The sequence below is a fragment of the Rathayibacter sp. AY1F2 genome (genome assembly GCF_002930885.1).
GTDB lineage: Bacteria > Actinomycetota > Actinomycetes > Actinomycetales > Microbacteriaceae > Rathayibacter.
On the sequence record NZ_PSVG01000001.1, the window covers coordinates 158,680 to 173,753 of the forward strand.

Consider the following 15,074-nt stretch of genomic DNA (forward strand, 5'->3'; position numbering starts at 1 on the left):
CGTCACGTCGTCCACCGGGTGCTCCTCCGATCGGAGAGCCGGCGGCGGGTGTCGTGCACGGCGTAGAGGATCCGGCTGAGCGCCGTGAAGGCGGCGGGGACGTGCTTGAGCACCAGCCCCAGGACGAGCAGCCGCGGCGACCGCGCGGAGCGGAGCACGCGGACGTCGCGCAGCGCCTCGGACCCGAGCCGGACGCCGGTCTCGACGAGCGCCGCGTCGGAGTTCTGGCGGATCGGGGTGAGCGCGACGGGGACGGCGTAGAACCAGGTCGTGAACCAGTCCGACAGCGGGCGCGGCACCTCCTCGAACGTACGGGCGAGCGCCGCGCGCATCTCCTCGGCGCAGACCAGGAGGTTCCGGAGGTCCGGGTCGCGCCGACGGGTGATCGAGGACGCCGTGTGGACGTAGGAGTAGAGGACCTCCGGCACGAAGAGCACCCGTTCCGACGCCTGGACCGCCCGCAGCACGCCGACGAAGTCCGACTGGGAGCTCAAGCGCGGGAAGAGCTCCTCCTGCAGGACGGCGCGGCGGAAGAGCTTGTTCCAGAGGAAGCCGTGCAGGCGTCCGGACGCCATCCGCTCGAGAGCGAGTTCGGACGAGACCAGTTCGCGCCGGTCGAGGCCGTCGATCACACGTCCGGAGGTCGACTGCCGGGTGCGGTAGAGCGCCCGGCAGACGACGACGTCGGCCGCCGTCCGCTCGGCCTCGGCGGTGAGGGTCCGGAGGATCTCCGTGTCCCACTCGTCGTCGACGTCCACGAACCAGACGAACTCGGAGTCGATGCCGTCGAGGGCGCGGTTCCGGGCGGCAGCGACGCCGCCGTTCTGCTCGAGGAGCAGGACCCGGGCGTCCTCGCGTCCCTCGGCCCACTTCTCGAGCACCTCCGCCGAGCCGTCCGAGGACGCGTCGTCGACGAGGACGACCCGCGTCCCCGGTCCGAGAGTGAGTGCGAGCCGCGCGAGGAAGCCGTCGAGCCGGGCGATCGCGTTGTAGCAGGGAGCCACGACGGTCACCGAGTGCACGCCCCCGCTCACCGTCGGCCCCCGAGCTCGCGGTAGGCGGCGACGACGGGTCCGAAGACGGCGTCGGGCGAGGCGGCCTCGTCCACCCACGCCTTCGCGCGGTCGGCACGCATCAGGAGCCCCTCGGGTCGCTCCAGAGCGGCGGCGAGGAGCTCGGCGATCCGCTCCCCGTCGGCGTCGGCGGGGAGCAGGAGGCCCCGACCGTCGGCGAGCAGCTCACCCACACCGCCGACGTCGGTCGCCACGACCGGGCGACGGCGGGCCATCGCCTCCAGCATCACGAGCGGAGTCCCCTCCCACCGCGAGGTCGACAGGAGGAGATGCGCCGCGTCCAGCGCTCCGGTCACGTCCGCCGACGGACCGGCGAAGTCGACCACTCCGGCTCCCCGGGCGCGCTCGCGCAGCACCGGCAGCATCGGACCGTCGCCGAGCCAGGTGCCGGTGACGGGCCGGACCCGGGCGAGGGCCTCGACGGCCGCGAGGAAGCGGATCGGGTCCTTCTGCTCCGCGAGCCGCCCGATGCCGAGGACGCGGACGACCGGCTCGGCGAGTTCCGGCGCGCTCGCGGGCTCCGCGGTGACGTTCGCCGGGGCGTTGCCGGTGACCACGACGCGATCCTGCGGGCGGCCGTAGCCCTCGACGACCATCCGCCCCACGGAGGCGGAGACGGCGAACACCCGCCGGGAGCGGAAGGAGAGCGCTCGCCTGTCGATCCCGGGCAGCTCGGTGTGCGCGTGCTCGACCACGGGGACACCGAGCGCGGCGCCGATGAGGAGGGCCAGCAGAGCCTCGCGGCGCTGGTGGGCGTGCAGGATGTGCGGGCGGAACCGGCGGACGGCGAGAGCGAGGCCGCGGAGATCGGCCGCGAAGCCCTGTCTCGGTCTCGGCACCACGAAGACGGGCGACTCCTGCGCGGCGCGGTCGCTGAGCGGCCCGGGACGCCCCCAGTAGGCGGTCTCGCAGCCGCGCTCGCGGCTCCACGCGCCCAGGGAGAGGGCCACACGCTGCGCTCCGCCGTCCTCGAAGGAGTCGAGGACGTGCAGGATCCGCAGGGATCGGGAACGGGCGGCCCTCATGAGAGCGCCCCGTCGGGAACCGCGCCCGGGAAGCGGACGTCGAGTTCGGCCAGGACGGCGTCGACGTCGCGGCCCATCGTCCCGCGGTCGACATCGTAGTGATCGGCGAGGAGGTCGACGACCTCGTCCCGGGGTCGGCGCTGCCGGATCACGGCCTCGAAGACCGAGGCGGCGCTCAGCGAGAGCACGATCGGGGGCACCGACGGGCGGGACAGGTCGAGCACGTAGACCTGACGGTCCGTGCGCTCGACGGCGAAGCGCTGGGCCGGCGGCGCGCTGCCACCCTGCGCCTCGGCGGAGGCCTCCACCGGATGCACGGCGCTCGCCGCGGGATCGGACGAGGCCGGGAGGTCGCTCACCGGCGCCGTGGTCGCCGCGATCGCATCGAACGAGGACGCCGGGCCCTGCTCCTCGCTGCGGCCGCTCAGCGCCACCCTGGCGAAACCGGTGAGGGCGGAGGGGAGGCCTCGGAGCGCCCGCAGGGTCCGCTCCCCCCGGAGCCGGAGCCGACGTCGGATCGTCGTCGCCTCGGGATGGCTCGCCTCGAGATCCGCGCGGGTGGGGAAGGCGGCTCTCAGCAGCAGGCCTCCCTTCAGGCGCCAGGGAGCGGACGCCACGGCGTGCAGCCAGTTGAAGGTGTGCCGGTCGGAGCTGCGGCGCACGTCCCAGAGAGTCTGGGCGTGCCGGTAGCGCTCCTCAGGCGCGGCGGGGACTCCCCAGGAGGTGAGGAGCTCCGTCATCGGCGTCTGCGCGCCGAGCTCGACGGCCGCGTCGCGGATCGCCTCGCGCTCCTCGCTCGGAAGGCCGGCGCCGTGCGCCTTCAGAACCGCCAGCGCCGTGGTCGCCGAGGCGGAGCGCGCGCTGCGCAGCTGGTGCAGGGCGTGCAGCACGAGGTGGTGCGCGCGCCCGGGGATCCGCAGGGTCTCGTCGCTCAGCGGCAGATCCTCGGCGGCCGCCCAGAGGCGGTCGAAGACGATCCGCTCCTCCTCGAAGGCACCCGGGAAGGAGCGGTGGACGTCGACGTCGCACGGCCACGAGGGGTGGACGAGCGTGATCGAGTGGTCGACGAAGAGGGTCCAGCTGAGAGCCTCGGCGCGGCGGCGCCAGCCCATCGAGGCGAGCAGCGCGAGAGCCTCGTCGAAGCGCTCGGGGTCGACCCAGATGTCGACGTCGGCCGACGTCATCGGGGCGCGGATCCCCTGGCGGTGCAGACCCTCGCCCTTCACCACGAGGCTGCGGACGCCGTGCGTCCGCAGGGTGTACTGCACCAGCACGGCGGCCAGGCGCAGGGCGACGGCGTTCGGCAGCATCGCGTCGGCGGAGGCGCCGACAGCCGGGACCGGTTCAAGGGACACGGACGCGTCCCTCCGCGAGGGCGAGGATCTCCTCGGCCGCGACGGACCACGGGCGCTCCCGCGCGAGCTCGGCGGCCCCCCGGGAGAGAGCCGTCCACTCGCGTCGGAGCCGGTGGAGGGCGTCCTCGTACTCCTCGCGCGTCGTGTCGTCTGAGAGGACCACGCCCGCCCCCGCCGCGCAGAGATCGGCCAGGACGCTCGACTCGATCGCGAGGACCGGCAGCCCGCTCGCCAGCGCGTCGAGTCCGGCGGCCGCGCCGGTCGTCGACGGCGTCAGGTGGGCGTACACGTGGGAGTGGCGGAGCACCTCGACGACGCCGTCGCGGTCCTGCTCGCCGACGGAGCGCAGCCCCGACGCGAGGTCGTCGGCGATGCCGCCGTCGTCGATCACGGTGACGTACTCGGTGCCGTCCAGGCGGGCGAGGAGATCGAGCCGCTCGGCGCCCCGGTCGAGACAGGAGGCTCCCACGGCGGCGAAGCGGAGGGGCCCGTCGGGGGCGGACGGCGTCGGGAACGACGCGTCCGGCAGGCCCAGGGGCACGACCGTTCCCGCGAGGGCTGACGCGAGCCGCTCCGTCGGGGTGACGACGACAGCACCGCGGCGCTCCTCTTCGAACCGGAGGCGCGGGAGTGCCGGGAGGTCGTCGGCCAGGAGGACGGTCATCGGAGCGAGCCCGGCGAGCTCCACGGCCGTCCCCGGGAGAGCCACCACGAGGTCGGGCCGCTCCGGAGCGAGCAGTCGGCGGGCCCGGCGCGTGACGACGGCGAGCCCGACGGACCCGGCGCCCCTCCGGCGGGCGGGCTCGAGGAAGCGGGCGAGCACGCTGGGGCGGAGCTCCGCCCCACTGAACCCCTCCGGGTCACCGGTCACCACGACCACGCGGTGCCCCTGGCGGCGCCAGGCGCGCTCGAGCGGAGCCGCGTGCCAGGCGTCGAGGGCGACGATCCCGATGGTCAGCACGGGCGGACTCCCCCCGTCAGGGGGGATCGGCGGCAGGGACCGGGAGACGGGAGGAGCGCGGAATCCCGCTGGTCGATGACCTCGTGCACAGGGCGGTACCTCTCTCCGTCGCGGCAGGCGGAGCCGCGGACGTCGGAGAAGTTATCCCCGTGCCCGGCGGCCTCCGAGTGGGAGGCGCGATACGGAGGCGGGGGCGGCGTGCGCGCCGCTCACGGAGTCGGATCGCGTCGGTAGCGGTCGCTCGACCGTCAGTCCCCGCCACGGGTTCCGCGCCCGCCGCACCGGCATGCGGAGGCACCGCGGCGCCGCCGATAGAGTCGGCTCCGTGACCCTCTCCCCGCAGATCTTCACGCTCCCCTCGGCGGTGCAGCGGACCCCCGCCGCAGCTCCTCACCCGGGGCTGCTCCGATGAGGGGCATCGTCCTCGCGGGTGGTTCGGGGTCGCGGTTGTGGCCGATCACCAAGGGCATCTCGAAGCAGCTGATGCCGATCTACGACAAGCCGATGATCTACTACCCGCTGTCGACGCTGATGATGGCCGGGATCGACGAGGTCCTCGTGATCACGACCCCCGAGTACAACGACCAGTTCCGCGCCCTGCTGGGCGACGGGTCGAGCCTGGGCATGCGGATCGAGTACGCCGTGCAGCCCTCCCCCGACGGGCTCGCGCAGGCGTTCCTGATCGGCGAGGAGTTCATCGGCGACGAGTCGGTCGCCCTGGTCCTGGGCGACAACATCTTCCACGGCACCGCCCTGGGCACCGCCCTCGCGGCGAACACCACGATCGAGGGCGCCGTCATCTTCGCCTACCAGGTCGCCGACCCGCGCGCCTACGGGGTCGTCGAGTTCGACGAGCACTTCCGAGCCGTCTCCATCGAGGAGAAGCCCGAGCAGCCGCGCAGCAACTACGCCGTGCCCGGCCTCTACTTCTACGACAACGACGTCGTGGCGATCGCGAAGACGATCACGCCCTCGGCCCGCGGCGAGCTCGAGATCTCGACGATCAACGAGCGCTACCTCGAGGCGGGGCGGCTGAACGTCCAGGTGCTCGACCGGGGAACGGCCTGGCTCGACACCGGGACCTTCGATTCCATGATCGAGGCGACCGAGTTCGTGCGCGTGATCGAGCAGAGGCAGGGGTTCAAGATCGGCTGCATCGAGGAGATCGCCTGGCGCAACTCCTGGATCGACGACACCCGCCTCGCCGAGCTCGCCGCACCGCTGGTCAAGAGCGGCTACGGCGCCTACCTCCACCGCCTGCTCAGCCTCGAAGGCGTGAACGCGGGCCGCTGAGCCCGGCCTCCCCCGACCTTCCCGACCTCCAGGAGAACCCGTGCGGATCCTCGTCACCGGCGGTGCCGGCTTCATCGGCAGCAACTTCGTCCACCTGACCCTGCGCGAGCGTCCCGACGCGCGGATCACCGTGCTCGACAAGCTCACCTATGCGGGCAGCCGCGACTCCCTCGCCCCCGTCGCCGACCGCGTGCGGCTGGTCGAGGGCGACGTCGCCGACGCCGAGCTGGTGGACCGGCTGGTCGCCGATGCGGATCTGGTGGTCCACTTCGCCGCGGAGTCGCACAACGACAACTCGCTGCACGACCCGACGCCCTTCCTCGCGACGAACGTCATCGGCACCTTCGCGCTCCTGCAGGCGGTGCGCGCGCACGACGTGCGGTACCACCACATCTCGACGGACGAGGTGTACGGCGACCTCGAGCTCGAGGACCCCGCGCGCTTCACCGAGCACACCCCCTACAACCCCTCCAGCCCCTACTCCTCGACCAAGGCAGCCAGCGACCTCCTCGTGCGCGCCTGGGTGCGCTCCTTCGGCGTGCGCGCCACGATCTCCAACTGCTCCAACAACTACGGCCCCTACCAGCACGTCGAGAAGTTCATCCCCCGCCAGATCACCAACGCCATCGACGGCATCCGCCCCAAGCTCTACGGCACCGGCGCCAACGTCCGCGACTGGATCCACGTCGACGACCACAACACCGGCGTCTGGGCCATCATCGACCGCGGCGAGATCGGCGAGACCTACCTCATCGGCGCCGACGGCGAGAAGAGCAACCTCGACGTCGTCACCCGCATCCTCACCGCCTTCGGACAACCCGAGGACGCCTTCGACCACGTCACCGACCGCGCCGGACACGACCTCCGCTACGCCATCGACTCCACCCGCCTGCGCACCGAACTCGACTGGCGCCCCCGCTACACCGACTTCGACGCCGGACTCGCCGCCACCATCGACTGGTACCGCGCCAACGAGGACTGGTGGCGCCCCGCGAAGGCCGCCACCGAGGAGAAGTACTCCGCTCAGGCCTGAGGCGGCCCGCCGGCGGGGATCAGTGCGGACCGACTCCGGTCGACACCCGGCCGGAGGGCCGCGGAGAGTCGCACGGGCCGGGCGTCCGCTTCGCGCGGGACCGACCGGACAGGACGATGCGGAGCAGCTGCAGTGGCTCGAGGAGGTAGCGGGCCGCGAGCCGGCGCGGGTCGCGCGCCAGGCGGAACAGCCACTCCACGCCCAGGGCGCCCATCCACCGCGGGGCGAGCGCCTGCGTGCCGGCGATGTAGTCGAGGCAGCCCCCCCACGTTCGCGAACGCCGCCCGCGGGGCGAGGTCCCGGTTCTCCAGGATCCAGCGCTCCTGGCGGGGCATGCCCATCCCGACCAGGACGAGATCGGCACGGGCGAGCGACTCGGCGAGCGGCCGCTCCTCGCCGATGCCGTGCCACTGCTGGTCGAATCCGTCGTACGCGAGCCAGGTCATCCGGGACGTGCGGGCGGCGACCGCCTCCGCCGCTTTGGCCGAGGACTCCGGCGTGCCGCCCACGGCGACCACCACCAGAGGCTCGTCGTTCTCGATCAGCGGGAACAGCCAGTCGGTGCTGTGTAGAAGGCTTCGCCGACGTCCGTCCAGGAGCCCGCGCCGCCCGCGGTGAGAGAGAGGCTCTGATCGCTGGGCCAGCCGACCTCCCCGACCGAGCAGTGCACCCCGTACCGCCGGCACCACTGCCCGAAGGTCGTCACCGCCGCCACGAAGACATGCTCGTCGGTGCCGCCCTGCTTGTCCGAGCGCAGGGTCGTGCCCGTGCCGCCGGGGTAGAAGTGCTGCGAGTACACGGTCCGGTCCAGCGGGTCCTGGATCCACGGCCCGTCGGGTGCGATCGCGGCGACCGTGCCCGTCGTCGCCTCCCGCATCCCCTCGACCCAGATCGTGTGCCGATCGCCGGTTCCCCGGACGGCCGACACCACGGCCTGCGTGTAGGCCTTGTAGGGCTCGACGGGGACCAGCGACCGCTTCACCTCGTTGAAGAGGTCGTAGGCGGCGATGCGTCCGTCGTTCTGGAACTCCGCCGCGAGCAGGGTCCAGACCCTCTGCGCCTGGGATACCGAGAGCCCGGATCCGAACCAGACGGTCCCCTCGGGCAGATCGCCCTGGCTCGCCGGATAAGTGCCGTTGTTGTGCAGGTCGAGCACGACCCGCATGCCGGCGGCGCCGATGGCGGCGATCTCGGTCCGGAGCAGCGCGACCGCCGCCGGATCGAGCCCCTTCGCCAGAGCGTCGTCGGTGCTCTCCCCGTCGGCCTGCGGCTGCAGGAGCGACCAGGGCACCGCGAGCCGGACCAGGGTGAGCCCGCGGTCCGCCAGGAACTCGTAGCTCTCGGCCGGATTCCCGGCGGTGCAGTCGACTCCGACGTCGACGCGCGACTGCAGATCGAACACGTTGACGCCGCGGAGGTAGGACCGGCCGCCCAGGTAGTCGTCGACCGAGCCGATGGCAGGCGCGGGCGACGCGGAAACGGACGACGGCGCGCAGGCCACGGGAGCAGTTCCGTCGCTCCGCTCGAGGAGCCGCACGGCGACTACGACGAGGGCCGCGACCACCACGACGGCCAGGACGATCAGCAGCGGGCGGCGGAGCCGACGGCGCGGCCGATCGCGTGCAGCGGCGATGCGAGCCTCCCGAGCCTGCCTGCCCGGTGCGGCCACCGGATCGCCGCTGAGGCTAGCAGAGCTCCGCGACGCCTCAGCGCACCGCCACCGTCGCGCGGTCGCGGCCGGTGAGGTCGCGCTGCGTGGTCGCTCCGCGCCAGCCGTCGGCAGTGAGCAGGGCGCGGATATCGGCGCCCTGCAGCTCGCCGTGCTCCATCACCAGCACTCCCCCGGAGCGGAGCAGGCGGAGGGCGGTCGCCGAGAGCGAGCGGACGACGTCCAGGCCGTCCTCGCCGCCGTAGAGCGCCGAGGGCGGGTCGAACAGGCGCACCTCCGGGTCGCGCGGGACGGCGGCGGCCGGGATGTAGGGCGGGTTGGAGACGACGACGGAGACGGTGCCGTCCAGCTCGGGAAGTGCCCGGGCGAGGTCGTCGAAGACGATGCGGGCGTTCTCGAGCCCGAGCCGCTCGCGGTTGCCGCGGGCCCAGATGAACGCCTCGGGAGCGTTCTCCACGCCGATCACGCGCGCGTGCGGCACCTCGTGCGCGAGCGCGAGCGCCAGGGCTCCGCTGCCCGTGCCGAGGTCGACGGCGATCGGCTCCGGATCGACGACCGCTCGGAGCGCGTCGATCGCGATCTGCGCGACGCCCTCGGTCTCGGGTCGCGGGACGAACACGCCGGGTCCGACCGCGAGCTCGAGCGAGCGGAACGGCGCGATCCCGGTGATGTGCTGCAGGGGCTCGCGAGCCGACCGGCGCTCGATAGCGCTCGCGAACGCCGCGGCGTGCTCCTCGTCGACGCTCAACCCCGTGATGAGGCGCGCCTGCAGCCGGCCGCGGCCGAGCCCGAGCAGGTGCCCGAGAAGCAGCTCCGCATCGACGTCCGGCGTGGGGACGCGGGCGGCGGCGAGGCGGGCGACCGCATCCGCGAGGAGGGTGCGCGCGTCGACGCCGGTGGTCACGAGGGTCACGCCTCCTCGGAGCCGATGTCGGCCAGGCGGGCCTCCTCGTCGGCCTGGATGGCGCTCTCCACCACCGGGTCGAGCGCGCCGTTCATCACGCCGTCGAGGTTGTACGCCTTGTAGCCGGTGCGGTGGTCGGCGATGCGGTTCTCGGGGAAGTTGTAGGTCCGGATGCGCTCGGAGCGGTCCATCGTGCGGATCTGCGTCTTGCGCGCGTCCGAGGCCGCCGCGGCGATCTCCTCCTGCTGGCGGGCCAGGATGCGAGCGCGGAGCACGCGCATGCCCGCCTCGCGGTTCTGCAGCTGGCTCTTCTCGTTCTGCATCGACACGACGATGCCGGTCGGGAGGTGGGTGATCCGCACGGCGGAGTCGGTCGTGTTGACGGACTGCCCGCCGGGACCGGAGGAGCGGTAGACGTCGATCTTCAGGTCGTTCTGATTGATCGCGACCTCCTCGGGCGCGTCCACCTCGGGGAACACGAGCACGCCCGTGGTCGAGGTGTGGATCCGCCCCTGCGACTCGGTCACGGGGACGCGCTGCACCCGGTGCACGCCGCCCTCGTACTTGAGGTGCGCCCACACGCCCTGCGAGGGATCGGTGGCGTTGCTCTTGATCGCGACCTGCACGTTCTTGTAGCCGCCGAGGTCGGACTCGTCGCGGTCGAGGATCTCCGTCTTCCAGCCCTTCGCCTCGGCGTAGTGGAGGTACATCCGGAGGAGGTCGGCCGCGAACAGCGCGCTCTCGGCTCCGCCCTCGCCGCCCTTGATCTCCATGATGACGTCGCGGCCGTCGTCGGGGTCGCGCGGGATGAGCAGGCGCCGCAGCTTCTCCTGCGCCACCCGCAGCGACTCCTCCAGCTCGGGGACCTCCTCCGCGAAGGCCTCGTCCTCGCGGGCGAGCTCGCGCGCGGCCTCGAGGTCCTCGCCGGCCTGGATCCAGGCGGAGTGGGCCGCCTTGATCTGGCTCAGCTCCGCGTAGCGCCGGTTGACCTTCTTGGCGCGGGCGGCATCGGCGTGGAGTGCCGGGTCGGAGAGCTGCGTCTGCAGGTCCTCGTGCTCGGCGAGGAGGACGCTGACGGATTCGAACATGGGGTCCTGGCTTCCGGAGGTGGTCGGGGTCGGGCTCATCGCCCGGGGACGCGAAAACGTCCGCGGCCGCCCCCGGTGACAGGGGCGACCGCGGACGTCGGGGCGCTAGTGGTGGCCGTTGCCGTGGCCGGCGGTGGCCGGGCCGACGGCCGACTTCGAGACCTGCATGAGGAACTCGACGTTGGACGAGGTCTCCTTCAGGCGCGACAGGATGATCTCGAGCGCCTGCTGCTGGTCGAGCCCGGCGAGGGCGCGGCGCAGCTTCCAGGTGATCTTGACCTCGTCGGCGCTGAGCAGCATCTCCTCGCGGCGCGTGCCGGAGGCGTTCACGTCGACGGCGGGGAAGATCCGCTTGTCGGCGAGGTGACGGGAGAGGCGGAGCTCCATGTTGCCGGTGCCCTTGAACTCCTCGAAGATCACCTCGTCCATCTTCGAGCCGGTCTCGATGAGCGCCGTCGCGAGGATGGTGAGCGAGCCGCCGTTCTCGATGTTGCGCGCCGCTCCGAAGAACTTCTTCGGCGGGTACAGCGCCGAGGCGTCCACGCCGCCCGAGAGCACGCGGCCCGAGGGAGGAGCGGTCACGTTGTAGGCGCGGCCGAGACGGGTGATGGAGTCGAGCAGCACGACCACGTCGTGGCCCAGCTCGACCAGGCGCTTCGCGCGCTCGATCGCGAGCTCGGCGACGGTCGTGTGGTCCTCGGCCGGGCGGTCGAAGGTGGAGGCGACGACCTCGCCGCGCACGGTGCGCTGCATGTCGGTGACCTCCTCCGGACGCTCGTCGACCAGGACGACCATCAGGTGGACCTCGGGGTTGTTCTGCACGATCGCGTTGGCGATCTGCTGCAGGACGATGGTCTTGCCGGCCTTGGGCGGCGCGACGATCAGGCCGCGCTGTCCCTTGCCGATCGGGGCGACCAGGTCGATGATCCGCTGGGTCAGCTTGCCGGGCTCCGTCTCGAGGCGCAGGCGCTCGGTCGGGTAGAGCGGCGTGAGCTTCTGGAACTCGACGCGCGCAGCGGCCTCCTCGACGGTCTGGCCGTTGATCGAGTCGACGCGGACGATCGCGTTGTACTTCTGGCGGCCGCCGCCCTCGCCCTCGCGGGGCTGGCGGATGGCGCCGACGACCGCGTCGCCCTTGCGCAGGTTGTACTTCTTGACCTGGCCGAGGGAGACGTAGACGTCGCTGACGCCGGGCAGGTACCCGGTGGTGCGCACGAAGGCGTAGTTGTCGAGGACGTCGAGGATGCCGGCGACCGGGATGAGGACGTCGTCCTCGCCGATCTCGGGCTCGAAGTCGTCGCCGATCGCTCCGCCGCGGCGCTTGCGGTCGCGGTAGCGGCTGCGGCGGCCGTCCTCGCCCTCGGCCTGCTGGCCGTTCTGGGGCTGTCCGGAGCCGTTCTGCTGAGGAGCCTGCTGGCCCTCGGACTGCGCGGCGCGCGCGCCCTGACCGTTCTGCGGCTGGGACTGCGAGGCGGGGCTCTGCTGAGCGTCGTTCTGGCGGTCGTCCCCGCGGTTGCGGTTCCGGTTGCGGCGGTTGCGACCGCGGCCGGTGCCCTGCTGGTCGCCGTTCTGCTGCTGGTCGCCGCCCTGCTGCTCCTGCTGGTCGCCGGAGTCGGAGGAGTCGGCGTCGTTCTCGGCGGGCGCCTGCTCGGCCTGCTCGCTCTGCTCGGAGGCGCCCCCGCGGCTGCGGCGGCGTCCGCGGCGCTCGCGCTGGCCGCCCTCGCGGGAGGAGTCGTCCGACTCCGGCCCGTTGGGCAGCTCGATGTCGATGACGGGCTTCGCAGCCTGGTCGGCGTCGCGGTCCTGCTCGATGACGGGGAGGTCGGGGATCAGCGACTCGACGCCGGTCCCGCCGGGGATGTTGAGGTGCTCGCCGGCGGCGACGGTGCCGCTGGAGGCGCGGCGCGAGCTGCGTCGGCGGGGCGCGCGCTCGGCGGGCTCGGCGACCGGCTCGGCCGCCGCGGGGAGCTCGAGCTCGACGGGGGCCGACTCGGCGGCCGTCGCGGAGGGCTCGTCGACGGTGGGCGCGGCCTGCTCGAGGACGTCGGCCGTGTCGGCCTCGGTGCTCTCGACGGGCGTCGGCAGCTCCGCCGGCGCCTCGGGCTGCGGAGCGGACTGCTCGGCCACATCGGCCGGCTCGGCCTCGACGCCGGTTGCGTCGACGTCCGGGGCGACCGCTGCGTCGTCCGGACCGACCGCGTCGGCGATCGCGGCGGGCGCGTCCTCGGCGGAGGCGGCGCGCAGGTCCGAGATGGCCTGGACCAGCTCGCCCTTGCGGAGCTTGGAGGCGCCGCCGAGGCCGAGCCGCGTCGCGAGAGCCTGGAGCTCGGCGACGCGCAGACCGGAGAGGTCGGCGGTGAGGTCCACGGTCGAGCCGTGGGTGTTGACGTCTGTCACTGGAGAGGGTTCCTTCCCCCCGGGAACGAGTGCTCACCGGGAGAGCTCATCGACCGTGCGGTGCCATCGCGTGTTCTGATCCACGCGATGCTCTCGGCCGCCGGGACCGACTGCCGCAGAGAGCGAGGAGAGGGCCCGGAGACCAGGCGCCGGTCTGCAAGAGGAGCAGGGGCGCCCTTCACACGATGTGATGGCCGTGGTTGTCGGGACGATCCGTCGGACAGATTCCGCTCGTTACGCGGTTCCTCGGGATGCGGTCCCCACTGTAGCACCCTTGAAGTCGACGGCCAGCATGTGCGCGCGCCACGGCGTGGGGGCCTCCCGCTCCACCAGATCCGCGGCGGCGAGGCGCTGTGCGGGGTCGCTGCAGAGCACCAGGACGCTCGGTCCGGCACCCGAGACGACGGCCGCGTAGCCGTGCGAGCGCAGCAGCGCGATCAGCGCTGAGGTCTCGGGCATGGCGGCCGCGCGGTAGTTCTGGTGCAGCTTGTCCTCGGTCGCCGCGAACAGCAGCTCCGGGCTCTGGATGAGAGCGGCGATCAGGAGCGAGGAGCGCGAGACGTTGAACACCGCGTCCTCGTGCGGCACGCTCTGCGGCTGCAGCGAGCGTGCCAGCCGCGTCGACATGGTGTGCTCGGGCACGAAGACGACCGGGGACACGCCGCGGTGGACCATGAGCTTCTTGGAGCGCGGGCGCAGCGGCGAGTCGTCGGCGCCGGAGGCGTGCGGCTCGACCCATGCGATGGTGAGGCCGCCGAACAGCGCGGGCGCCACGTTGTCGGGGTGCCCCTCCATCTCGGTGGCGATGCGGAGGAGGTCGTCCGAGTCGAGCTCGACGACGCCCTCGAGCAGGCCCTTCGCGGCCATGATGCCGGAGACGATCGCGGCGCCGGACGAGCCCATCCCGCGGCCGTGCGGGATGATGTTGCGCGCGATCACCTCGATGCCGGGCATCTCCTGCCGCTGGTCGGCGAACGTGTACGCGATGGCCTGCACGACGAGGTTCGTCTCGTCGGTCGCCACCTCTCCCTCGCCGACCCCGTGCACGGTGACCCGCGCACCCGTGGCCGCGACGGCCGTCACGTCGAGCTCGTCGTAGAACGAGAGCGCCAGGCCGAGCGTGTCGAAGCCGGGGCCCAGGTTCGCCGAGGTGGCGGGGACCTTGACGTGGACGGTGCGGCCGACGGGAACCGCCGAGGTCATGCGCCGGCCAGCCCCAGCACATCCGCGATCGCGGCGGTGTCGACCGGGACGACGGTCGGCGTGATGTCCGCGCCGTCGGCCGTGCGGAGCGCCCACTGCGGGTCCTTGAGCCCGTGGCCGGTGACCGTCAGGACGACGGTCGCGTCCCTCGGGATCGCTCCGGCCTCGGCGCGCTCGAGGAGCCCCGCGACGCTGATCGCCGACGCCGGCTCGACGAAGACGCCGACCTCGCCCGCGAGGATGCGGTACGCCTCGAGGATCTTCTCGTCGCTGATCGCGCCGAAGTAGCCGTCGCTGACGGTGCGCGCGTTCAGGGCGAGCTCCCACGAGGCCGGGTTGCCGATCCGGATCGCGCTGGCGATCGTCTCGGGGTGGCGGACCGGGGCGCCGTGCACGATCGGAGCGGAGCCCTCGGCCTGGAAGCCGAACATGCGCGGGAGGCGGGTCGACTCGCCGCGCTCCAGCTCCTCCGAGTAGCCGCGGAAGTAGGCGGTGTAGTTGCCCGCGTTGCCGACCGGGACGATGTGGAAGTCCGGCGCGTCGCCCAGCACCTCGACGACCTCGAAGGCCGCGGTCTTCTGGCCGGCGATGCGGTCCGGGTTCACCGAGTTGACCAGGTGGACCGGGTAGTTCTTCGCGAGGTCGCGGGCGATGTCGAGGCAGTCGTCGAAGTTGCCCTGCACCTGCAGCAGCTGCGCGTTGTGCGCGATCGCCTGGCTGAGCTTGCCCAGGGCGATCTTGCCCTCCGGCACCAGGACGGCCGCGGTGATGCCGGCGTGCGTCGCGTAGGCGGCGGCCGACGCGGAGGTGTTGCCGGTCGAAGCGCAGATGACGGCCTTCGCGCCGTGCTCGACGGCCTTCGAGATCGCCATGGTCATGCCGCGGTCCTTGAAGGAGCCGGTCGGGTTCATGCCCTCGTACTTGACCCACACCTTCGCGCCCGTGCGCGCCGAGAGGGCCGCCGCGGGGATGAGCGGCGTGCCGCCCTCGCCGAGAGTGATGACCGGGGTCGCCTCGGTGACATCGAGGCGGTCCGCGTACTCGTGCAGGACTCCGCGCCACTGCTTGGCCAT

At 72.6% G+C, this 15,074-nt stretch carries 13 protein-coding genes and 1 pseudogene; 2 read left to right on the plus strand and 12 right to left on the minus strand.

The window, feature by feature from the left end; genetic code table 11:
* Nucleotides 1–2: 2 nt before the first annotated feature.
* The 4 genes from C5C54_RS00715 to C5C54_RS00730 are packed head-to-tail and all read right to left on the minus strand — an operon-like array spanning nucleotide 3 to nucleotide 4,414.
* Nucleotides 3–1,022, minus strand: coding sequence for a glycosyltransferase family 2 protein (locus C5C54_RS00715; RefSeq protein ID WP_181127828.1), 1,020 nt, complete (start codon nucleotides 1,020–1,022; stop codon nucleotides 3–5).
* Nucleotides 1,023–1,030: 8 nt separating this feature from the next.
* Nucleotides 1,031–2,098: a glycosyltransferase family 4 protein gene (locus tag C5C54_RS00720; RefSeq protein WP_104287591.1), complete on the minus strand. Its 1,068-nt coding sequence runs from the start codon at nucleotides 2,096–2,098 to the stop codon at nucleotides 1,031–1,033.
* Nucleotides 2,095–3,453 carry a PqqD family peptide modification chaperone gene (locus tag C5C54_RS00725; protein ID WP_104287592.1) on the minus strand — a complete coding sequence of 453 codons (1,359 nt, stop codon included), beginning with the start codon at nucleotides 3,451–3,453 and terminating at the stop codon, nucleotides 2,095–2,097. Before C5C54_RS00725 ends, C5C54_RS00720 begins: the two co-directional genes overlap by 4 nt.
* Nucleotides 3,443–4,414 (minus strand): glycosyltransferase family 4 protein, encoded by a 972-nt coding sequence (locus tag C5C54_RS00730; protein WP_146078761.1) that lies wholly within the window; start codon nucleotides 4,412–4,414, stop codon nucleotides 3,443–3,445. The genes C5C54_RS00725 and C5C54_RS00730 overlap by 11 nt, the downstream gene beginning before the upstream one ends.
* A gap of 408 nt (nucleotides 4,415–4,822) precedes the next feature.
* On the opposite strand from C5C54_RS00730, the gene rfbA reads away from it, so the two are divergent.
* Complete coding sequence (gene rfbA, locus C5C54_RS00735; protein WP_104232713.1) at nucleotides 4,823–5,707, plus strand: glucose-1-phosphate thymidylyltransferase RfbA; 885 nt, start codon at nucleotides 4,823–4,825, stop codon at nucleotides 5,705–5,707.
* Nucleotides 5,708–5,747: 40 nt separating this feature from the next.
* Nucleotides 5,748–6,740 carry a dTDP-glucose 4,6-dehydratase gene (gene rfbB, locus C5C54_RS00740; protein WP_104223009.1) on the plus strand — a complete coding sequence of 331 codons (993 nt, stop codon included), beginning with the start codon at nucleotides 5,748–5,750 and terminating at the stop codon, nucleotides 6,738–6,740.
* 19 nt (nucleotides 6,741–6,759) lie between these two features.
* Here the strand turns inward: rfbB and C5C54_RS18490 are convergent, their stop codons facing one another.
* The 8 genes and pseudogenes from C5C54_RS18490 to thrC form a co-directional block, all read right to left on the minus strand.
* The gene (locus tag C5C54_RS18490; RefSeq protein ID WP_219813756.1) at nucleotides 6,760–7,104 is read right to left on the minus strand and encodes a WecB/TagA/CpsF family glycosyltransferase; all 345 of its coding nucleotides are present in this window, start codon (nucleotides 7,102–7,104) and stop codon (nucleotides 6,760–6,762) included.
* Nucleotides 7,058–7,261 (minus strand): annotated as a pseudogene (locus C5C54_RS18495) (WecB/TagA/CpsF family glycosyltransferase); the annotation flags it as partial. The gene C5C54_RS18490 and the pseudogene C5C54_RS18495, both read right to left, overlap by 47 nt.
* 20 nt (nucleotides 7,262–7,281) lie before the next feature.
* Nucleotides 7,282–8,409, minus strand: a complete 1,128-nt coding sequence (locus tag C5C54_RS00750) for a glycoside hydrolase family 5 protein (RefSeq protein ID WP_181127829.1) — start codon at nucleotides 8,407–8,409, stop codon at nucleotides 7,282–7,284.
* 37 nt (nucleotides 8,410–8,446) lie between these two features.
* Nucleotides 8,447–9,322, minus strand: a complete 876-nt coding sequence (gene prmC, locus C5C54_RS00755) for a peptide chain release factor N(5)-glutamine methyltransferase (RefSeq protein WP_104260199.1) — start codon at nucleotides 9,320–9,322, stop codon at nucleotides 8,447–8,449.
* Nucleotides 9,319–10,401: a peptide chain release factor 1 gene (gene prfA, locus C5C54_RS00760; protein ID WP_104232724.1), complete on the minus strand. Its 1,083-nt coding sequence runs from the start codon at nucleotides 10,399–10,401 to the stop codon at nucleotides 9,319–9,321. The genes prmC and prfA overlap by 4 nt, the downstream gene beginning before the upstream one ends.
* A 105-nt stretch (nucleotides 10,402–10,506) precedes the next feature.
* Complete coding sequence (gene rho, locus C5C54_RS00765; protein WP_104246597.1) at nucleotides 10,507–12,798, minus strand: transcription termination factor Rho; 2,292 nt, start codon at nucleotides 12,796–12,798, stop codon at nucleotides 10,507–10,509.
* A 234-nt stretch (nucleotides 12,799–13,032) separates the two neighbouring features.
* A complete protein-coding gene (thrB, locus tag C5C54_RS00770; RefSeq protein WP_104223004.1) occupies nucleotides 13,033–14,001 on the minus strand; it encodes a homoserine kinase in 969 nt (322 codons plus the stop codon).
* Nucleotides 13,998–15,074 carry a threonine synthase gene (gene thrC / locus C5C54_RS00775; protein WP_104260117.1) on the minus strand — a complete coding sequence of 359 codons (1,077 nt, stop codon included), beginning with the start codon at nucleotides 15,072–15,074 and terminating at the stop codon, nucleotides 13,998–14,000. The genes thrB and thrC overlap by 4 nt, the downstream gene beginning before the upstream one ends.